At 65.8% G+C, this 15,918-nt stretch carries 17 protein-coding genes and 1 pseudogene; 7 read left to right on the forward strand and 11 right to left on the reverse strand.

Translation table 11 applies throughout. From position 1 onward, the window contains the following. Window positions 1–14 precede the first annotated feature (14 nt). Window positions 15–272, reverse strand: coding sequence for a DUF6719 family protein (locus tag FNL56_RS15045; RefSeq protein ID WP_246660666.1), 258 nt, complete (start codon window positions 270–272; stop codon window positions 15–17). After that, entirely contained in the window at window positions 269–421 is a 153-nt protein-coding gene (locus FNL56_RS27720) for a hypothetical protein (protein WP_168202942.1), read from the reverse strand. The genes FNL56_RS15045 and FNL56_RS27720 overlap by 4 nt, the downstream gene beginning before the upstream one ends. A gap of 173 nt (window positions 422–594) precedes the next feature. Here FNL56_RS27720 and FNL56_RS15050 point away from each other — a divergent pair, with 173 nt between their 5' ends. Continuing rightward, window positions 595–1,875, forward strand: a complete 1,281-nt coding sequence (locus tag FNL56_RS15050) for an ArgE/DapE family deacylase (RefSeq protein WP_143573643.1) — start codon at window positions 595–597, stop codon at window positions 1,873–1,875. A 138-nt stretch (window positions 1,876–2,013) separates the two neighbouring features. Here the strand turns inward: FNL56_RS15050 and FNL56_RS15055 are convergent, their stop codons facing one another. After that, a complete protein-coding gene (locus FNL56_RS15055; protein WP_143573645.1) occupies window positions 2,014–2,805 on the reverse strand; it encodes a cobalamin-binding protein in 792 nt (263 codons plus the stop codon). Window positions 2,806–2,944: 139 nt separating this feature from the next. Here FNL56_RS15055 and FNL56_RS15060 point away from each other — a divergent pair, with 139 nt between their 5' ends. Then, the gene (locus tag FNL56_RS15060) at window positions 2,945–3,553 is read left to right on the forward strand and encodes a GNAT family N-acetyltransferase (protein ID WP_143573646.1); all 609 of its coding nucleotides are present in this window, start codon (window positions 2,945–2,947) and stop codon (window positions 3,551–3,553) included. Window positions 3,554–3,601: 48 nt separating this feature from the next. On the opposite strand, the gene FNL56_RS15065 is transcribed toward FNL56_RS15060, so the two are convergent. Both FNL56_RS15065 and FNL56_RS15070 read right to left on the reverse strand, forming a co-directional pair. After that, complete coding sequence (locus FNL56_RS15065; protein WP_143573648.1) at window positions 3,602–3,904, reverse strand: hypothetical protein; 303 nt, start codon at window positions 3,902–3,904, stop codon at window positions 3,602–3,604. Between the two features lie 108 nt (window positions 3,905–4,012). Continuing rightward, a complete protein-coding gene (locus FNL56_RS15070; RefSeq protein ID WP_143573650.1) occupies window positions 4,013–4,702 on the reverse strand; it encodes a DUF2161 domain-containing phosphodiesterase in 690 nt (229 codons plus the stop codon). Between the two features lie 358 nt (window positions 4,703–5,060). Here FNL56_RS15070 and FNL56_RS15075 point away from each other — a divergent pair, with 358 nt between their 5' ends. After that, complete coding sequence (locus FNL56_RS15075) at window positions 5,061–7,046, forward strand: DEAD/DEAH box helicase (protein ID WP_143573652.1); 1,986 nt, start codon at window positions 5,061–5,063, stop codon at window positions 7,044–7,046. 104 nt (window positions 7,047–7,150) lie between these two features. Here FNL56_RS15075 and FNL56_RS15080 read toward each other — a convergent pair whose 3' ends face one another. Further along, entirely contained in the window at window positions 7,151–8,362 is a 1,212-nt protein-coding gene (locus tag FNL56_RS15080; protein WP_143577957.1) for a multidrug effflux MFS transporter, read from the reverse strand. Between the two features lie 42 nt (window positions 8,363–8,404). Beyond that, window positions 8,405–9,577 (reverse strand): MFS transporter, encoded by a 1,173-nt coding sequence (locus FNL56_RS15085; protein ID WP_143573656.1) that lies wholly within the window; start codon window positions 9,575–9,577, stop codon window positions 8,405–8,407. A gap of 203 nt (window positions 9,578–9,780) precedes the next feature. Between FNL56_RS15085 and FNL56_RS15090 the strand changes: the two are divergent. Continuing rightward, window positions 9,781–10,522 (forward strand): annotated as a pseudogene (locus FNL56_RS15090) (tetratricopeptide repeat protein). Between the two features lie 108 nt (window positions 10,523–10,630). Here the strand turns inward: FNL56_RS15090 and FNL56_RS15095 are convergent. From FNL56_RS15095 to serA, 3 genes are all read right to left on the reverse strand, one after another. Then, window positions 10,631–11,296, reverse strand: a complete 666-nt coding sequence (locus tag FNL56_RS15095; RefSeq protein ID WP_143573658.1) for a peptidoglycan recognition protein family protein — start codon at window positions 11,294–11,296, stop codon at window positions 10,631–10,633. A 117-nt stretch (window positions 11,297–11,413) separates the two neighbouring features. Further along, window positions 11,414–11,857: an MEKHLA domain-containing protein gene (locus tag FNL56_RS15100; RefSeq protein WP_143573660.1), complete on the reverse strand. Its 444-nt coding sequence runs from the start codon at window positions 11,855–11,857 to the stop codon at window positions 11,414–11,416. Between the two features lie 10 nt (window positions 11,858–11,867). Next, window positions 11,868–13,115 (reverse strand): phosphoglycerate dehydrogenase, encoded by a 1,248-nt coding sequence (gene serA / locus FNL56_RS15105; RefSeq protein ID WP_143573662.1) that lies wholly within the window; start codon window positions 13,113–13,115, stop codon window positions 11,868–11,870. A gap of 181 nt (window positions 13,116–13,296) precedes the next feature. Here serA and FNL56_RS15110 point away from each other — a divergent pair, with 181 nt between their 5' ends. From FNL56_RS15110 to FNL56_RS15120, 3 genes are all read left to right on the forward strand, one after another. Next, window positions 13,297–13,791, forward strand: a complete 495-nt coding sequence (locus tag FNL56_RS15110; protein ID WP_143573664.1) for an MOSC domain-containing protein — start codon at window positions 13,297–13,299, stop codon at window positions 13,789–13,791. 46 nt (window positions 13,792–13,837) lie between these two features. Next, window positions 13,838–14,251, forward strand: coding sequence for a group III truncated hemoglobin (locus tag FNL56_RS15115; protein WP_143573665.1), 414 nt, complete (start codon window positions 13,838–13,840; stop codon window positions 14,249–14,251). A 137-nt stretch (window positions 14,252–14,388) separates the two neighbouring features. Beyond that, a complete protein-coding gene (locus tag FNL56_RS15120; RefSeq protein WP_246660667.1) occupies window positions 14,389–15,267 on the forward strand; it encodes a putative zinc-binding metallopeptidase in 879 nt (292 codons plus the stop codon). An 8-nt stretch (window positions 15,268–15,275) separates the two neighbouring features. Here the strand turns inward: FNL56_RS15120 and FNL56_RS15125 are convergent, their stop codons facing one another. Then, entirely contained in the window at window positions 15,276–15,881 is a 606-nt protein-coding gene (locus FNL56_RS15125; RefSeq protein WP_143573669.1) for a CPBP family intramembrane glutamic endopeptidase, read from the reverse strand. Between the last annotated feature and the right edge of the window lie 37 nt (window positions 15,882–15,918).

The raw sequence follows: 15,918 nt of genomic DNA on the forward strand, positions 1-15,918 counted from the left end.
GCCTGATGAAACTGCTAGCGCTTCTTGGTGCCGAGCCGCGGCACGCATTTGGAAACGCGCGTCACGCCGGCCGTGGTCAGCGTGGTGCCGAGCAGTTCCTTGATCTGCCCGGTCGGGCAGGAACCGTCATCGACCTGGACGCGCTGGCCGAGCCGCACTTCCGGAACATCCTGCTCGCGCGGGAATATCTGCAGCTGCGCAGATGCGGGCAAGGCCGAGACGCTTGACGCGAAAGCCGCGACCAGCACCAAAGCGGAGCGCTTCGCGATCACTTGTTCTGCACCTTCAGGCCGTCGGGGCCGACATTGATCTGCAGGCCGCTCGGCTCTTTCTTGGTCTGATACAGATTGTAGCCGAGCACGCCGATGCCGACGACCAGCGCGCCGATGATCAGGAAAAGCACGTTGCGGTTGGCGGGCATGATGTCTCCTTGGTTGTCTCATCCACTGTAGAGAGGCGGCTTTGATTCTTAAAGCCGGCCTGGCCGATGCCCGAAGATGCGGCGGCTGCTGCCTGGAATCTGTCATACCGCGGGCGCGGCGATCGGGCTAGGGTGCCGGCGATTTCGAACTGAATCGTGACTGGAGCCGCCGAATGACTGCCACCGATACGCAACGAAGAATCCTGGACGCCGTCGATGCCTCGTTCGACGCGCAGTTGAAGACCACCCAGGACTTCGTTTCGATCCCCTCGACGCGCGGCGCCGAGGGCCCATGCCAGGACATGATCGGCGATCTCTTGCGCGAGCGCGGCTATGAGGTCGACGACTGGCACATCGACATGGCGGATCTCAAGGATCTGCGCGGCGCAGGCGCCATCGAGCATGATTTTTCCAAGGCCCGTTCCGTGGTCGGTACCTATCGCCCGACCACCAATGCCGGCAAATCGCTCATTCTGCAGGGCCACTGCGACGTGGTGCCGACCGGCCCCTTGGACATGTGGGATACCCCGCCGTTCTCGCCCATTATCAAGGACGGCAAGATGTTCGGCCGCGGCGCCTGCGACATGAAGTCGGGTACTATCGGCGCGCTATACGCGCTCGACGCGATCGGCGCTGCCGGCCTGAAGCCGACCGCACGGATCCATTTCCAGTCGGTGATCGAGGAAGAATCCACCGGGATCGGCGCGCTTTCCACCTTGCAGCGCGGCTACCGCGCCGACGCCTGTTTCATCCCCGAGCCGACCTCCGGCAAGATGGTGCGCTCGCAGGTCGGCGTGCTGTGGTTTCGCATCAAGGTGCGCGGCTTTCCGGCGCATGTGTTCGAGGCCGGCATCGGCGCCAACGCCATCAAGGCGGCCTATCATCTGATCCAGGCGGTCGAGGAAATCGAGGTCGAGTGGAACAAGCGCGCCGCCTCCGACGTGCATTTCGGGGCGGTCGATCATCCGATCAACTTCAACCCCGGCATCATCAAGGGCGGCGACTGGGCCTCCTCGGTGCCGGCGTGGTGCGACGTCGACTGCCGGATCTCGATCCTGCCGGGCTGGTCGGTGGCCGAGGCACAGGCCGAGATCCTCGCCTGCATCGCCAAGGCGGCACGCAACCATCGCTTCCTGTCCAACAGCCCGCCGCAGGTCGAATGGTCCGGGTTCCTGTCGGAGGGCTACGAGCTGAAGGATTCGGCGGCGCCGGAGGCGGCGTTCGCGACGGCTTACGACGCGGTCTATGGCGGGGCCACGCCGGATCTCGTCTTCACCGCGCTCACCGACACCCGCTTCTACGGGTTGAACTACAACATCCCCAGCCTGTGCTTCGGCGCCGACGGCCAGGCGATGCACGGCTTCAACGAGTTCGTCGATCTGGAATCGCTGCGCAAATCCACCAAGGCCACGGCGCTGTTCATCGCCGAGTGGTGCGGCGTGGAGGCGTTGTAGGTCGCTTCAGTAGGGTGGGCAAAGTCTCGTCGCGCGAACCGCGGCGGGACGTGCCCACCGACTCGCGAACATGGTGGGCACGGCGCATCCGCCTTCGCCCTGCGGGCTACGGCGGACAAGAGTGCGCCTTTGCCCACCCTACGGCGGTGCAGGCCACAACGCCTTTATGATCGCGTCCAGCCCGTCGGTCAGCGCCGCGGGGCCGGGCTGCAGGATCAGCGGCGATTTGATTTCGACGATGCGGTCGTTGCGCACCGCGGGGATGTCATGCCAGCCCGGGCGTGAACGGATCTTGTCCGGCACGACTTTCTTGCCGCACCAGGAGGCGAGGATCACGTCCGGCGCCGCCGCGATCACCGCGTCCGGCGCGACGATGCGATCCTTCGCCGCTTTTTGGAATCGTAGCTCGGGAAAGACGTCGTCGCCGCCGGCGATGCCGATCAGTTCGGACACCCAGCCGATCCCGGAAATCAGCGGGTCGTCCCATTCCTCGAAATACACTTTCGGCCGCGCGTCGCGCCGGGAGGCCGCCGCGGCGATTCCGGCGAGGCGCTGCTGATAGTCTTCCGCCAGTTGTTCGGCGCGCTCCGCCGCGCCGACCATGGCGCCGAGCATCCGGATCATCGCCAGAATGCCGTTGACGTCGCGCTGGTTGAAGATGTGTACGGCTATGCCGGCACGGACGATGTCGGCGGCGATGTCGGCCTGCATGTCGGAGAAGCCGAGCACCAGGTCGGGATCGAGCGCCAGGATCTTCGGCAAGTCGGCGGAAATGAACGCCGATACCCGCGGCTTGTCTCGGCGCACCTCGGGCGGGCGCACGGCATAGCCGGAAACGCCGACGATGCGGTCCTGCTCGCCGAGCAGATACAGCGTTTCGACGGTCTCTTCGGTCAGGCATACGATACGGCGGGGCGGGAAGTGGCGCATGGGCTGCTATGCCGCGAAACATAATCGCTGTCACGGAGCCAAATTTGCCACGCGCCTCTTGAAATTATGGTGCGCTGCACCAAAATGGCTGTCAGGGAGACGAACGCTTCATCGAGGGTCTACTCCGAGGAGAGATTCGATGGACCAGGCCACCCTTGCCAGACCCGCCGCCCAAAGCGGCACGGTGCGCGTTCTGAGCGCCCGTGAATTACCGCTGTTTCGCGACCACCTGTTGCGGCTCGATCGCGACAGCCGGCATGATCGTTTCAACGGCGCGCTCGACGACGATTTCCTGGCGATCTATGCCGCCCGCTGCGTCAGCGACGGTACCATCATCATCGCCTATTTCGAGAACGGCGTGGTGCGCGGCGCCGCTGAACTTCACCAGCCTGATTTGTCGCCGGGCTCGCTGCCCGAGATTGCGTTCTCGGTAGAAATGGCCGTGCGCCGGCAGGGCGTCGGCACGATGCTGTTCACAAAGCTGATCGAAAAGGCGCGGTCGCTCGGCTATCCCACGCTGCGCATCACTACCGGCGCGCAGAACGATGCGATGCGCGCGCTGGCCAGGAGATTTGGCGCGCGGCTGACGTTCCGGCACGGCGAATCCTCCGGGAATATCGACATCACGCCGATGCCGGATGCCCGGCCGAAAACCTCGGTGCTGGAGGTGGCACGCGCGATGTCAGACTATAACCGGGCCTGCTGGCGCCTGTGGTTCTCGGTGGCGGGTCTACGAAAGCCTTCATGAGAGAAGGCCTGCGGGCACGGCGCGTCGCCCTGCCGACGGCCGCCTGGATCAGGCGCCGATACGCTTGTCGTTGCCAATGATGCGCCGTGACACCTTGCGTTCGACGACGATCGAGCGCTGAGCGCCCTGTTCGCCGGCAATCACCCGCGTCGAACGCGCGGCCGTGCGGCAGGCCTTCTTCACTTCGGTTTGCACCGCTTCAAGCGGCAGCCCCATCAGCGACGCGGCGATCTCGGCCTGCTGGTCGAGATCTTCCGTGATGCCAATCGCGGCGAAGATGGCTTCTTCGAGGGTTGGCGGATCGCGCCGGACGCGCCGCGTACCATATTTCGTATTCCAGTCTTCGCTCATCGCTCGCCTCATTTTCGAATTGCGATAAATATCGAAGCTCATGTTGCATTGCAATATCGAACTGCTCTGACAACCCAGCCATGCAGAACAGGTTCCAATTCGAAGCGCTCAGTTTTTTGCCAATTCTGACGGATGAATGGCGCCGCGGTCCGGCTGGGGCCAGCGTTTCAGGGCGGCATGGCCGGCGTCGGTGAGCGAATAGATGCCGCGGGTGGCGCTGACGAACCAGCCATAGACGTTACGATGCAGGATCTTCTGCGCATCGGGGTAGTCCGGTGTCAGTTCACGAACCTTGCGAGGGCCCGGCGCCAGCATTGCCGCACAGGCCAGCGCCTGCTGGCGATAGGCGGTCATGATCGGCGCGCGGGTGCTGCCGCCGAGCGCGGGGTCGCCGCGGCGTTTGGTGTGCTCGACCACCAGCCGCGATCGCTTCTTCGGATTGCGCCGCGGCGTGACGGCGTGGGGGGCGACCAGCACCTCGACATTGCCGGCCTCGGTGACGCCAAGCATGCCGAAGCCGAGCCGCCGGCACAAATTGCGGTAACGCGCGTCGCTCTCGCGGCCTTTACCTTTGATGGATAGCTTTGCCGCCAGCCAGACTTCGTCGCAGGAGGCCGCGCGATCGACGGCCTGCAGTACGAGTTCGAGATTGAAACTCAGCTTGAGTTCGCCGATCACCACCAGCGGCGGATCGTCGCCGTTGATGGCGACGAGGTCGCAGCCGCCGACCTCCCCCTTGACGGTGAAGCCGAGGCTCTCGAGGTGGTTCTTGACCGGAAGATAGAGGGTAGTTTCCAAGACGGGCCTGCGCGTAAGACGATGCGTCGCGACCGCGACTCAGGCGACGAGTCTAGACCGGATCGCGCGCGACGGCAGCCTTGCGCGGCCTGGTCCCGTGCCATCATCGTTCGACATCGGTATTGCCGTGCACGTCGCCGCTTTGACCCGATTTCGACCGGGTCTGACAAAAATTTACGCAGATGGCAGCAATGAGTGGCCTTTTGCTGCAGAACAGCATAAAGAACGGCCAACCACCCGCACCGGACTCCTGGACCCGACGTGACCGCCCATTCGAGGGGCGGCAGATTCGTTTCCGTTTGGTCCAAATTGGGTCCCGACCGCACAGCGGTCCCTTAGAACCAAGGTTTAAATCTCCGTGACATTCCTAACGACTGGTCCGTCGCTCGCCCGCGCGTTGGCCGAGCGCAACTACAATGAATCCACTCCCGTGCAGGCCGCCGTGCTGGCCGACGACGCCGCCGGGCGCGATCTGCTGGTCTCCGCGCAGACCGGCTCCGGCAAGACCGTGGCTTACGGCCTGGCGATCGCCGACAATCTGCTGGAAGGCGCCGAGAAGCTGCCGAAGGCCGGCCTGCCGCTGGCGCTTATCGTGGCGCCGACGCGCGAACTGGCGCTGCAGGTCCACGGCGAACTGACCTGGCTGTACAAATATGCCGGCGCGCGCGTCGTCTCCTGCGTCGGCGGCATGGACCCGCGCAAGGAACAGCGCGACCTCGCCGAAGGCGCCCACATCGTCGTCGGTACGCCCGGCCGTCTGTGCGACCATCTCCGCCGCAACCGCCTCGACGTCTCGCAGCTCAAGGCCGTCGTGCTCGACGAGGCCGACGAGATGCTCGACATGGGTTTTCGCGAGGACATGGAGTTCATCCTCAAGACCACGCCGTCGACCCGCCGCACGCTGTTGTTCTCGGCCACGCTGCCGCGCGGCATCGTGGCGCTCGCCAAGCAGTACCAGCAGCAGGCGTTTCGCGTCGAAGTCGCCGGCGCCGATGGCGGCCATTCCGACATCGAATATCGCGCCATCCGCATTTCGCCCAACGACGTCGACCACGCTGTCGTCAACGTGCTGCGCTATTTCGAATCGCCGAGCACCATCGTGTTCTGCAACACCCGCAACGCCGTTCGCCACCTGCAGACCGTGCTGCAGGAGCGCGGCTTCTCCGTCGTCGCGCTCTCCGGCGAACTGACCCAGAACGAGCGCACCTCTGCGCTGCAGGCGCTGCGCGATGGCCGCGCGCGTGTCTGCGTTGCGACCGACGTAGCGGCGCGCGGCATCGATCTACCGAATCTCGGCCTCGTCATTCACGCCGACCTGCCGAACGACGCCGAAGTGATGCAGCATCGCTCTGGCCGTACCGGCCGCGCCGGCAAGAAGGGCGTCAGCGTTCTGCTCGTGCCGCCCGCGCGCAAGCGCCGTGCCGAACTGCTGCTCAATCTCGGCGGCATCGATGCGGTCTGGGGCAGTGCGCCCACCGTGGAAGAGATCCGCACGCTCGATCAGCAGCGCATGCTGAAGGACACCTTGTTCACCGAGGAATCCACCGAGGAAGACTTGGCGCTGGCCCGCGCCATGCTCGCCGAGCGTTCGGCCGAGGATATCGCCGCCGCTCTGGCGCGTCTGTACCGTGCCCGCCTGCCGTCGCCGGAAGAAGTGTCGGATCCCGGCACGTTCCGCGGCCGTGAGGATCGCAGCAATGCGCGCAACGAGCGCGACACCCGCGGCCAGGACCGCACCGCGCCGCGCGAGGCCCCGCGAAAGTCGAAGCCGCGCGAGAGCATGGGCGAAGGCTCGATGTGGTTCCGCGCCGCGATCGGCCGACAGAAGAATGCCGAAGCCCGCTGGCTCCTGCCGATGATCTGCCGCCGCGGCGGCATCGAGAAGAACGACATCGGTGCCATCAAGATCTACGACGCCAATTCCGAATTCGAGATCGCTGCCGGCGCGGTCGAGAAATTCCTGGTGATGGTGAAGCGCCCGGACAAGGAAGACAACATCCGCATCGAGCCCTTGCCGAACGGCCCCGAAGGCGCGATCGCATCTGCGCGTCCGAAGCCGGAAGACCGCGACTATTCGAACGCCAAGCGCAAGCCGAGCTACGGCAAGACCTCGGACGGCGATCGCCCGGATTTCAAGGACAAGGCGTCCTACAAGGAAAAATCCTGGAACGACAAGCCGCAGGGCGACCGCAAGCCCTATGCCGGTGACAAGCCGCGCTACGATAGCAAGCCGAAGTCCGACAAGCCGCGCGCCGAGAAGCCGCCTTACGTCGCCAAGGCCAAGCGCGAGGGCGCCGAGTCGGTGTTCAAGCCGGCGTTCGGCAAGAAGAAGAACAAGGCCTGATCGAACACCAGGCATTAACAGACAAAGGCTCGCGGGAGATCCCGCGAGCCTTTTTCATATGTATCATCCTGCCCACAAAGCGGAGCGGCCCCGGATCGCACGCCTCACGTTTGAACAGGCTTCCTGCCCGACGGCAGCATCCATAGAAAGATCGCGCCGGCAGCCACGGCCAGCATCGTCATCAGCCCTGTCATCACCAGCGCCGGGTGCCCGAACGGCTCCAACACCGCAATTGTTGCGCTGGCAAGAGCGCCCATGGCCATCTGCAGGGAGCGCATCACCCCGGCTGCGGAGCCGGCGACGTGCGGCAGGTTCTGCAGCGCTTCATGGTTGGTACTGGGCGCGATGATGCCGAAGGCCAGCAGCGTCAGCGCCATCAGCGGCATCAGGGTCCACGCCGTCATCGCGCCGGCTGCGACCAGCGCCAGCGCCGCCAGCGCGCTCGCAACCGTCAGCAGCAATCCCCCGGCGATGATCTTGCGCGACGCGACGTGACGCTGGCTCATTCGACCGCTGAGCAAAGACCCGATCAGCACACCGCAGGATGACAGCCCGAACAGCAGCGCGAACGTGGTGGTCGACAGGCCAAGGCTTCCGATCAGCACCGAAGGCGCGCCGGAGATGAAGCTGAACATGCCGGCGAAGGCGCAGGCGTAGAGCAGGGCATAGCCGAGGAAGGCGCGGTCGGTCAGGACGTTGCGATAGCTCTCGATCAGCCTCGCCGGATTGAGCGATCGTCGCATGTCGACCGGCTGGGATTCGTCCAGCATGCCGATGGCGACGACCAGCAGCAGCAGGCCGGTGCCGGCCTGCAGGGTGTAGATCATGCGCCAGTCACTGACCGTCATGACCCAGCCGCCAAGCACGGGCGCGATCATCGGTGCGATGCCGAGCACCGCGGCGATCCGGGACAACTGATGCCGCGCCACGGCGTGCTCGAACACGTCGCGCACGATCGCGAACGGCAGGATGGCGCAGGCGCCGGCGGCGAGCCCCTGCATCATCCGGCACACCAGCAGGATGGTGAAGGTCGGCGCAAAGGCACAGGCCGCCGCGGCGAGCGAGAACAGCAGCAGCCCGTCGAGCAGGATGGCACGGCGGCCGAACCGGTCGGCAAGCGGTCCGCAGATCAGCGGCGAAATCGCAAAGCCGGCCAGGAACAGGCTGAGCGTCAGCGGCCCCTGTCCGGCTGCATCCGCAAACGTCGCCTCAATCGCCGGCAGGCCCGGCAGGCCCATGTCGATCGACAGCGGCGGCAGCGCGGTGAGGGCGCCGAGAAAGGCGGTGAAGGCAAAACTGTCGCGCCGGAGGGCCACTGAAAATCCTTACAAGATGAGTTCGATGAAAGCTGGCAATGTCTATTCGGCCGGGCGCAAGTGCATCGGCATCACGCGGCGGTTGGCGATGATGCTGAGCGTCAACGCCAGTGCGACAGCCGCCACCGCGGCGCCGAGCAATGGCAGATGAGCATAGGACATGCCGGCGTTCAGCGCAGCGCCGCCAATCCAGGCGCCGATGGCGTTGCCGAGATTGAAGGCGCCCTGGTTCAATGTCGAAGCGAGGTTGGGCGCGTCGGTCGCGGCATCGACCACCCAGATCTGCAGCGGCGAGACCAGCGCGAAAGCCAGGCCACCCCACAGGACCAGCAGCACCAGCGTCGGCACTGCCGAGTGGATGACGAACGCCAGCAGGATCAGCACCAGCATCACGCCGCCAAAGGCGCCGATCACGGTGCCCAGCAAATTGCGGTCGGCCAGACGTCCACCGATCAGGTTGCCGATGGTGAGGCCTGAGCCGATCGCCAGCAACGCGCCGGTGACGCCGTGTGGCGACAGCCCGGTGACCTCTTCGAGCAACGGCGTGATGTAGGTGAACAGGCTGAACATGCTGATGGCTGCGGTGATCGAGATTAGCATCGGCAACAGCACCGGCCAGCGGCCGAGCGCGCGGAATTCGCGGGTGAGGCTGCCCGTCGTTCCGGGCAGGCCGGAGGGTACCCAACGGATGATCGCCGCGCCGGCGATGAGGCCGATCGCGACCACTGCCCAGAACGCGGAACGCCAGCCGGCTTGCTGTCCCAGCGCGGTGCCGAATGGTACGCCGAGTACATTGGCGAGCGTCAGCCCGGCGAACATCAGCGAGACCGCCTGCGCGCGCTGCTCGCGCGGCACCAGATCGCGGGCGACCACCGCGCCGATGCCGAAGAACGCGCCGTGCGAGAACGCCGTGACGATGCGCGCCGCCATCAGCAGCCAGTAGGTGGGCGCCAGCGCGCAGCCGAAATTGCCGATGATGAAGACGGCCATCAAGGCCAGCAACGCCGTCTTGCGCGGCAGGCGGGCGGTCGCCATCGCCACCAGCGGCGCGCCGACCACCACGCCCATCGCGTAGCCGGAGACCAGATAGCCGGCCTGCGGGATGGTCACACCGAAGCTGGTCGCGACATCGGGCAGCAGGCCCATGATGACGAATTCAGTGGTGCCGATGCCGAACGAGGCAGCAGCGAGCGCGAGGATGGGCTTGGAGATCATGCAGGTTCCGACGTGCGAGGCAGTAATGTTGCGGCGCAATATCTGTTAGAAATCGCATGGCGCTCTCGGCTTGGCGAGCGCCGGCAGGGGGATGCTGCATTGCGCGGTTCTGTCATCACAATGTCGAAAGCGGTGCGCTCGTCGGCACCGCTGCACCGCCACAGGATTGCCGGCAACGATGATGCGAGTGCCTGATGTGGACGATGAAACCGTTTGTTGCTGCTGCGTTGGCCGGACTGCTGCTGGCGTTCGCGCCGATCTCGCGCGCGTCGGCGCAATCCGCGGACCTCGTTTTGTGCGACGGGCTCGCCGCCGATCCGTCCGATCCCGACAGGCCCGCCGACGCTCGCGGCACCGCGGAGATCGCGAAGGCCGACATCGCCACCGCGATCAAGTTCTGCCGCACCGCCGGCAGCGGCTTGCGCCGCGCGCTGTATCAGCTCGGCGGCGCCTATGCCGCCAACGGACAGATGACCGAGGCGATGGCGGCATGGCGCAAGGCGGCCGACAAGGGCAGCACGTCGGCGATAGTCGAGCTCGGCGTGATGTACGGCACCGGCAACGGTGTCGCCAGAGACGAGGCGCAGGCGCGAAAACTGTTCGAGCGCGCCGCCGAGGCCGGCAATCCGCGCGGTGTCGCCAATCTCGCCGCGGCGTCCAGTGGTGCGTCGGCCGATCCGGTACGCGGCCGGGCGCTGTTGGCGAAGGCCGCGGAGACCAATCCGGAGGCGCAATACCAGCTCGGCATGATGCTGGCGGAGGGCTCAGGCGGCCCGAAGGACGAGGTCGGCGCGCGGCCTGTTCGAGAAGGCGGCGGCGAAAACCTATTACGAGCGTTCCGCGGCGCTCGGCAACGACGAAGCCCGGGCCGCGCTGAAGCGGCTGGAATGCCCCTACGTGCTGAAGGACAAGCGCGGCAACGTCGTCAGCAATCTGTGCTTCTGATAGCACCAGTTTCTGATGTCGAGAGTAGCGCAATGACACGCACCGGCAGCAGTGCACCTCTCTCCACTGGGCAGAGGTGACAAAATATCAGCTACACAGTCCTGTATCCTACGGCGTTTTGTCGGCTTGGGCGGTTTCGATGTTTGGCGTGCGGGCAAGACGCGCCAGTTCGCAGCCCTCGCAATAGCGGTGGTCCTTGTAGTCAATCCAGTTGTGCGCGTAGACGCGATTGTCCGGAATGCCGTAACGGACCTGCAGCACGCGAACGAGAATGCGCCAGGCGGCGATCTGCGCCTCGGTCGGCGGGCGTCGCACATTCGGATAGTTGCCGACGAATTCGACGCCGATCGAGGAGGCATTGTCGACCTGCTGGTAGGTGGCGGCGTTGTCGATGAACTTGTTGTCGTTGCGGTTGCCGTCGCGCAGGTGGTTGGGCACCGCGAACTCGGCCGCTGACCAGTATACCGTGCCGTCGGTCTCGACCCAGACGGTAACGCCGCGGCGGTCCGGCCGCTGGCTCTGCGCCACCGCGTTGCGCCACGCCGAGCCGGCCGCGCCCTCGCTCTGGTGCACGACGATGTTGCGCCAGTCGCGCGCGTTCTCCAGCGGCCCCCACGGCACCAGCCAGACGATGTTGAGCCCGGGAATATCCGGCGTGCCGCGCGCGCGGGCGCGCGCCTCGAAACTGTCCGGCGCGGGCTTTGCGCTCTGCGCGGCGGCCGGACCGGCCGGCCACAGCAGCGCCAGCAGCAGGCATGAGACAGGACCCTTCATGCGCCGAGCGTAGCGCGCAAAGCTGTCCAGGATCTTAGCCGATCGCGCATGCCCCATCATGGGCCGATCGTTGCAGCTTTTGTGCCACGGTGCCAGCGCGCAACCGTCGCAGCCCGCTCAGGCGTTGGTCCACGAGGTAAACAGGGCCGCCTGACCGCGCGGCGTGCCGGCCTCGTCGATCAATTGCCAGACGGTTCCGCCGTCGATCCAGAACCGCCGCCCGGAACCGGCGATCCGCATACCGCGATAGTCCGAGATGAAACCGTCGCGCGTGACGGCATTGAGCAGAAGCTGTCGCTCGTCGCGGTTCGGCGCCTCGGCGGACAGCCGCGAGGGCAGGGTGATGAACTCGTCCCAGTCATATTCGAAACAGGCCTGCGCGGTATTGTTGGCATAGACGAACACCGGATCAGGCGCGGTATTGTGCGCAAGCACCGCGAACGGCGCATCGTTGTGCAGCCACGCGGCGTCGTGTCCGGCGGCGACCAGCGGCTTGCCGACGGCGCGGGCGTAGCTGGACGCGAGCAGGGCGAAGAACGCGGGGTCTGTAGCAGAAGTCATGCGCCGGGCCTTAGTCCGCCTCGTACAGCAGCCGGGCACGGATTGTGCCCTTCACGTTGCGCATTTCCTCAAGCACCTTCTCGGAATCGACGCCACGACCATCGGTTTCCAACACCACATAGCCGATGCCGCCGCCGGTCTGCAGGTACTGCGCGGCGATGTTGACGCCGTGCTTGGAGACGATGTCGTTGAGCTTGCCCATCACGCCCGGCACGTCACCGTGGATGTGGATGAAGCGCGTGCCCGAGGGCCGCGGCGGCAGTTGCACGCCGGGGAAGTTGACCGCGCCGAGCGTCGAGCCGACGTCGGAATATTCCACCAGCTTGCGCGTCACTTCGGCGCCGATGCGGTCCTGCGCCTCTTCGGTCGAGCCGCCGATATGCGGCGTCAGGATCACGTTGGGCAGGCCCTGCAACGGCGTCACGAGCTTGTCGTTATTGGACGCGGGCTCGACCGGGAACACGTCGATGGCGGCACCCGCCAGCTTGCCGGCGCGCATGGCGGTTGCCAGCGCGTCGAGATCGACGACATGGCCGCGGCTGTTGTTGATCAGGCAGGCGTCGTCCTTCATCAGCGCGATCTCGCGGGCGCCGATCATGCCGGCGGTCTGCGGCGTCTCCGGCACGTGCAGCGAGACCACGTCGCTGAAGGCCAGCAACTCGTCGAGGCTGGCCGTCGGCTCGGTATTGCCGTGGCGGAGCCGGTCGGTGAGGTCGAAGAACACGGTCCGCATGCCCATCGACTCGGCGAGATTGGAAAGCTGCGAGCCGATATTGCCGTAGCCGACGATGCCGAGCGTCTTGCCGCGCAATTCGCGGCTGCCGTCGGCCGACTTGTCCCAGCCGCCGGCGTGCGCTGCGACCGAGCGCGGCACGATCCGGCGCAGCAGCATCACGATCTCGCCGATGGTCAGTTCGGCGACGCTGCGGGTATTGGCGAACGGCGCGTTGAACACCGGGATGCCGCGGCGGCGCGCGGCCTCAAGGTCGATCTGGTTGGTGCCGACCGAGAAGCAGCCGACCGCGAGCAGCCTATCGGCGGCCTCGAGGATGTCGTCGGTGACGTTGCTGCGCGAGCGGATGCCGAGCAGGTGGACGCCCTTCACGGCTTCCTTCAGCGCCTCCGGCGACAGCGCCTTGGGATGCCGCTCGACAGAAATATAGCCATTGTCGGCGAACATCGCGACGGCGCTGTCGTTGATGCCCTCCAGGAGCAGGATGCGGATCTTGTCTTTGGGCAGCGAGAGGCGCGTGATCATGGCAGTTATCCTGGCAGCGGCGACCGCGACGCGGTCCGCAGGGCGGCATTGGGAGGCCACGTGCTTTCATGGCGGGAAGGGATTGGCAAGGGTGCAGAACAATCTGCAGGCATGTGGCCGCCATAAGTCCGCTGCCTGGATTCGACCGTGACCGATCATCGGGCTGTGCTAGGAATCGCTGATGACCTTTGCCCCGGAAAGCCCCCTCGGCCGGTTGCTGGCCGCCCCGATGCGGCCGGGCAGGCTGACATGGATCGGGCTGCGGCCGGCGCGCCGCGCGCCCGTGCTGACGCCGGAGCAGGCCCTGCTGGTCGCAGGCCAGGGTATCGAGGGCGACCGTTACCGCAGCAGCCATAACGGTCCGCGGCAGGTGACGCTGATCGCGGCCGAGGATCTGGCGGCAATCGCCGCCTTCCTCGGGCTGGACGCGCTGGCGCCGGAGTTGCTCCGGCGCAACCTCGTGACCGTCGGCGTCAATATGGCCGCCCTCAAGGGACAACGCCTGCGCATCGGTGCGACGCTGCTCGAGCCCTCGGGCGACTGCGCGCCGTGCAGCCGGATGGAAGAGGTGCTCGGACCCGGCGGCTACAATGCCGTTCGCGGCCACGGCGGCATTACCGCCCGGGTGATCGAGGGCGGCGAGGTGCGGATCGGGGACGCGGTGACGCGGGCCTGACCTTCCCGCGGTTGTGAAATGGCGCGCTGCCGCCTACATCGGAGGCATGACCGACCCCACTCTTAATGAAGCCCACCCCGAAATTACCGAAGAATCGATCGCCCTTCTGGTCCGGACCTTCTATGGCCGGGCCCGCGAAGACGCGCTGATCGGCCCGGTTTTCAACGCTGCAGTGTCGGACTGGGAGCATCACATCGCCCAGATCTCCGATTTCTGGTCTTCGATGCTGCTGAAGACCGGTCGTTATGACGGCCGCCCGATGCGGCCGCATCTGGTGCTGCCGCTGACCGCGGCGCATTTCGACCGCTGGCTGGCGCTGTTCGAGCCGACCGCCCGGGAGATATTCAGCGCGGACGTGGCCGATGCCTTCATCGAGCGCGCGCGGCGCATCGCCGATGGTTTCGAGATGGGCATCGCCACCACCCGCGGCGAGATCACCCGGCCGCGGCACAGCGTGTAGCATGACCGCGGCCGTTTCGGCATAGTGCCCGCATGAAGCAACTGAACTGCCCCCATTGCCGCCAAAGAATCGTATTCGAGCAGAGCCCCTGTAGCCATTGCAGAACGCCGGTCAGTTTCGACAGCGGGTCGTTGCGGATGGTGCGCGGGCGCAACGTGGTGCCGTGCGCCAACCGTGATCTGATCGGCTGCAACTGGTCGGTCCAGGACGGCATGCCCTATTGCCGCTCCTGCCGGCTGACGCGGACCATTCCGAACCTCGGCTCGGATCGCAATCTGGCGCTGTGGCGCAAGGTCGAGCAGGCCAAGCGGCGGCTGACCTATGATCTGATGCGGCTCGAACTGCCGCTGGCGGTGCCTGGCGGTGCGCAGATCGCGTTCGACATCCTGTCGCATGAGACCGCCGGTCACTCGATCATGACTGGGCATCTGGCCGGGCTGATCACCATCAACCTGTCGGAGGCCGATGACGCGGTGCGCGAGGCGCGCCGCGCGGCCTTCCGCGAGCCGTATCGCACGCTGCTCGGCCACTTCCGCCACGAGGTAGGGCATTTCTACTGGGAGGCGCTGATCGACGAGGCCCAGCTCGGGAACCCGTTCCGGCTGATCTTCGGCGACGAGTCCGCCGCCTATGCCGAAGCGCTGGCTGCCTATCACAACCGCGCCGACCGCGGCTGGAACAGCGATGGCTTCATCAGCGAATACGCCACCTCGCATCCGTGGGAGGACTGGGCGGAGACCTTTGCGCATTTCCTGCACATCGTCTCGACGCTCGATACCGCGTCCTCGCTGCCGCTGTCGCTCGATGCGCGGGCCCGCCATACGCTGGAGGATCCCTATCTGGAGCGCGACTTCGAGGCGCTGCTGGCGCTGTGGGAACTGGTCGCCTACAGCATGAACGAGCTCAACCGCTCGATGGGCCTCAGCGACGCCTATCCGTTTGAACTGACGGCGGCGGTGCGCGGCAAGCTGCACTTCGTGCACATGGCAATATTGAAAGCGCGGAACGGCGCGTAGGCCGCGCCTTAGGCGAGGCCGAGCGAAAACGCGAGCGTGCCGATCGCGGCATGCGACAGGATCACCGGCCAGATGTTGCGCATCCGCAAATAGGCTATGCCCCAGACCACGCCGACCGCGAAGGTGTTGAGCAGCAACGTCGTGTCGCCATAGGCGATGTGGATCAGCGAGAACACCGCCGAGGAATACAGCACATAGACCCAGCTGCGGGCCTGCAGGCGGTCGATCATCAGCTTCGGGATCGACCGGCACACCACTTCCTGGCACGGGCTGGAGACCAGCACGTAGAACGGCGCAAAGCTCAGCCAGACCGGTGGATTGGCGTCGAATGTGAACAGCCGGGTCTGCAACAGCATGACGGCGGCGAGGCCGAGCGTCAGCACCGCGAAGCCGAGCCAGTGTTCCCGGATCGAGGGCCGGCCGAGGCCGAGTTCGGCCAATGACAGGCCCGAAACGACGCACAGCGCAAGGCACGACGCCGACACGCCGATCAGGGCATAGCTGCGGTATTCAAACGGCATCAGGCCGAAATGGATGGCGAGGCCGGGGGTAAGCAGCAGCGCCGTGAAGGCCAGCAGCGGTAGCAGCGGGCGCCATTGTCGCGAATATGTCATAAAACTGTTTAGCGGAATTCATACTGTGCGACCAGCG

Source organism: Tardiphaga sp. vice304, assembly GCF_007018905.1.
Classification (GTDB): Bacteria; Pseudomonadota; Alphaproteobacteria; order Rhizobiales; family Xanthobacteraceae; genus Tardiphaga.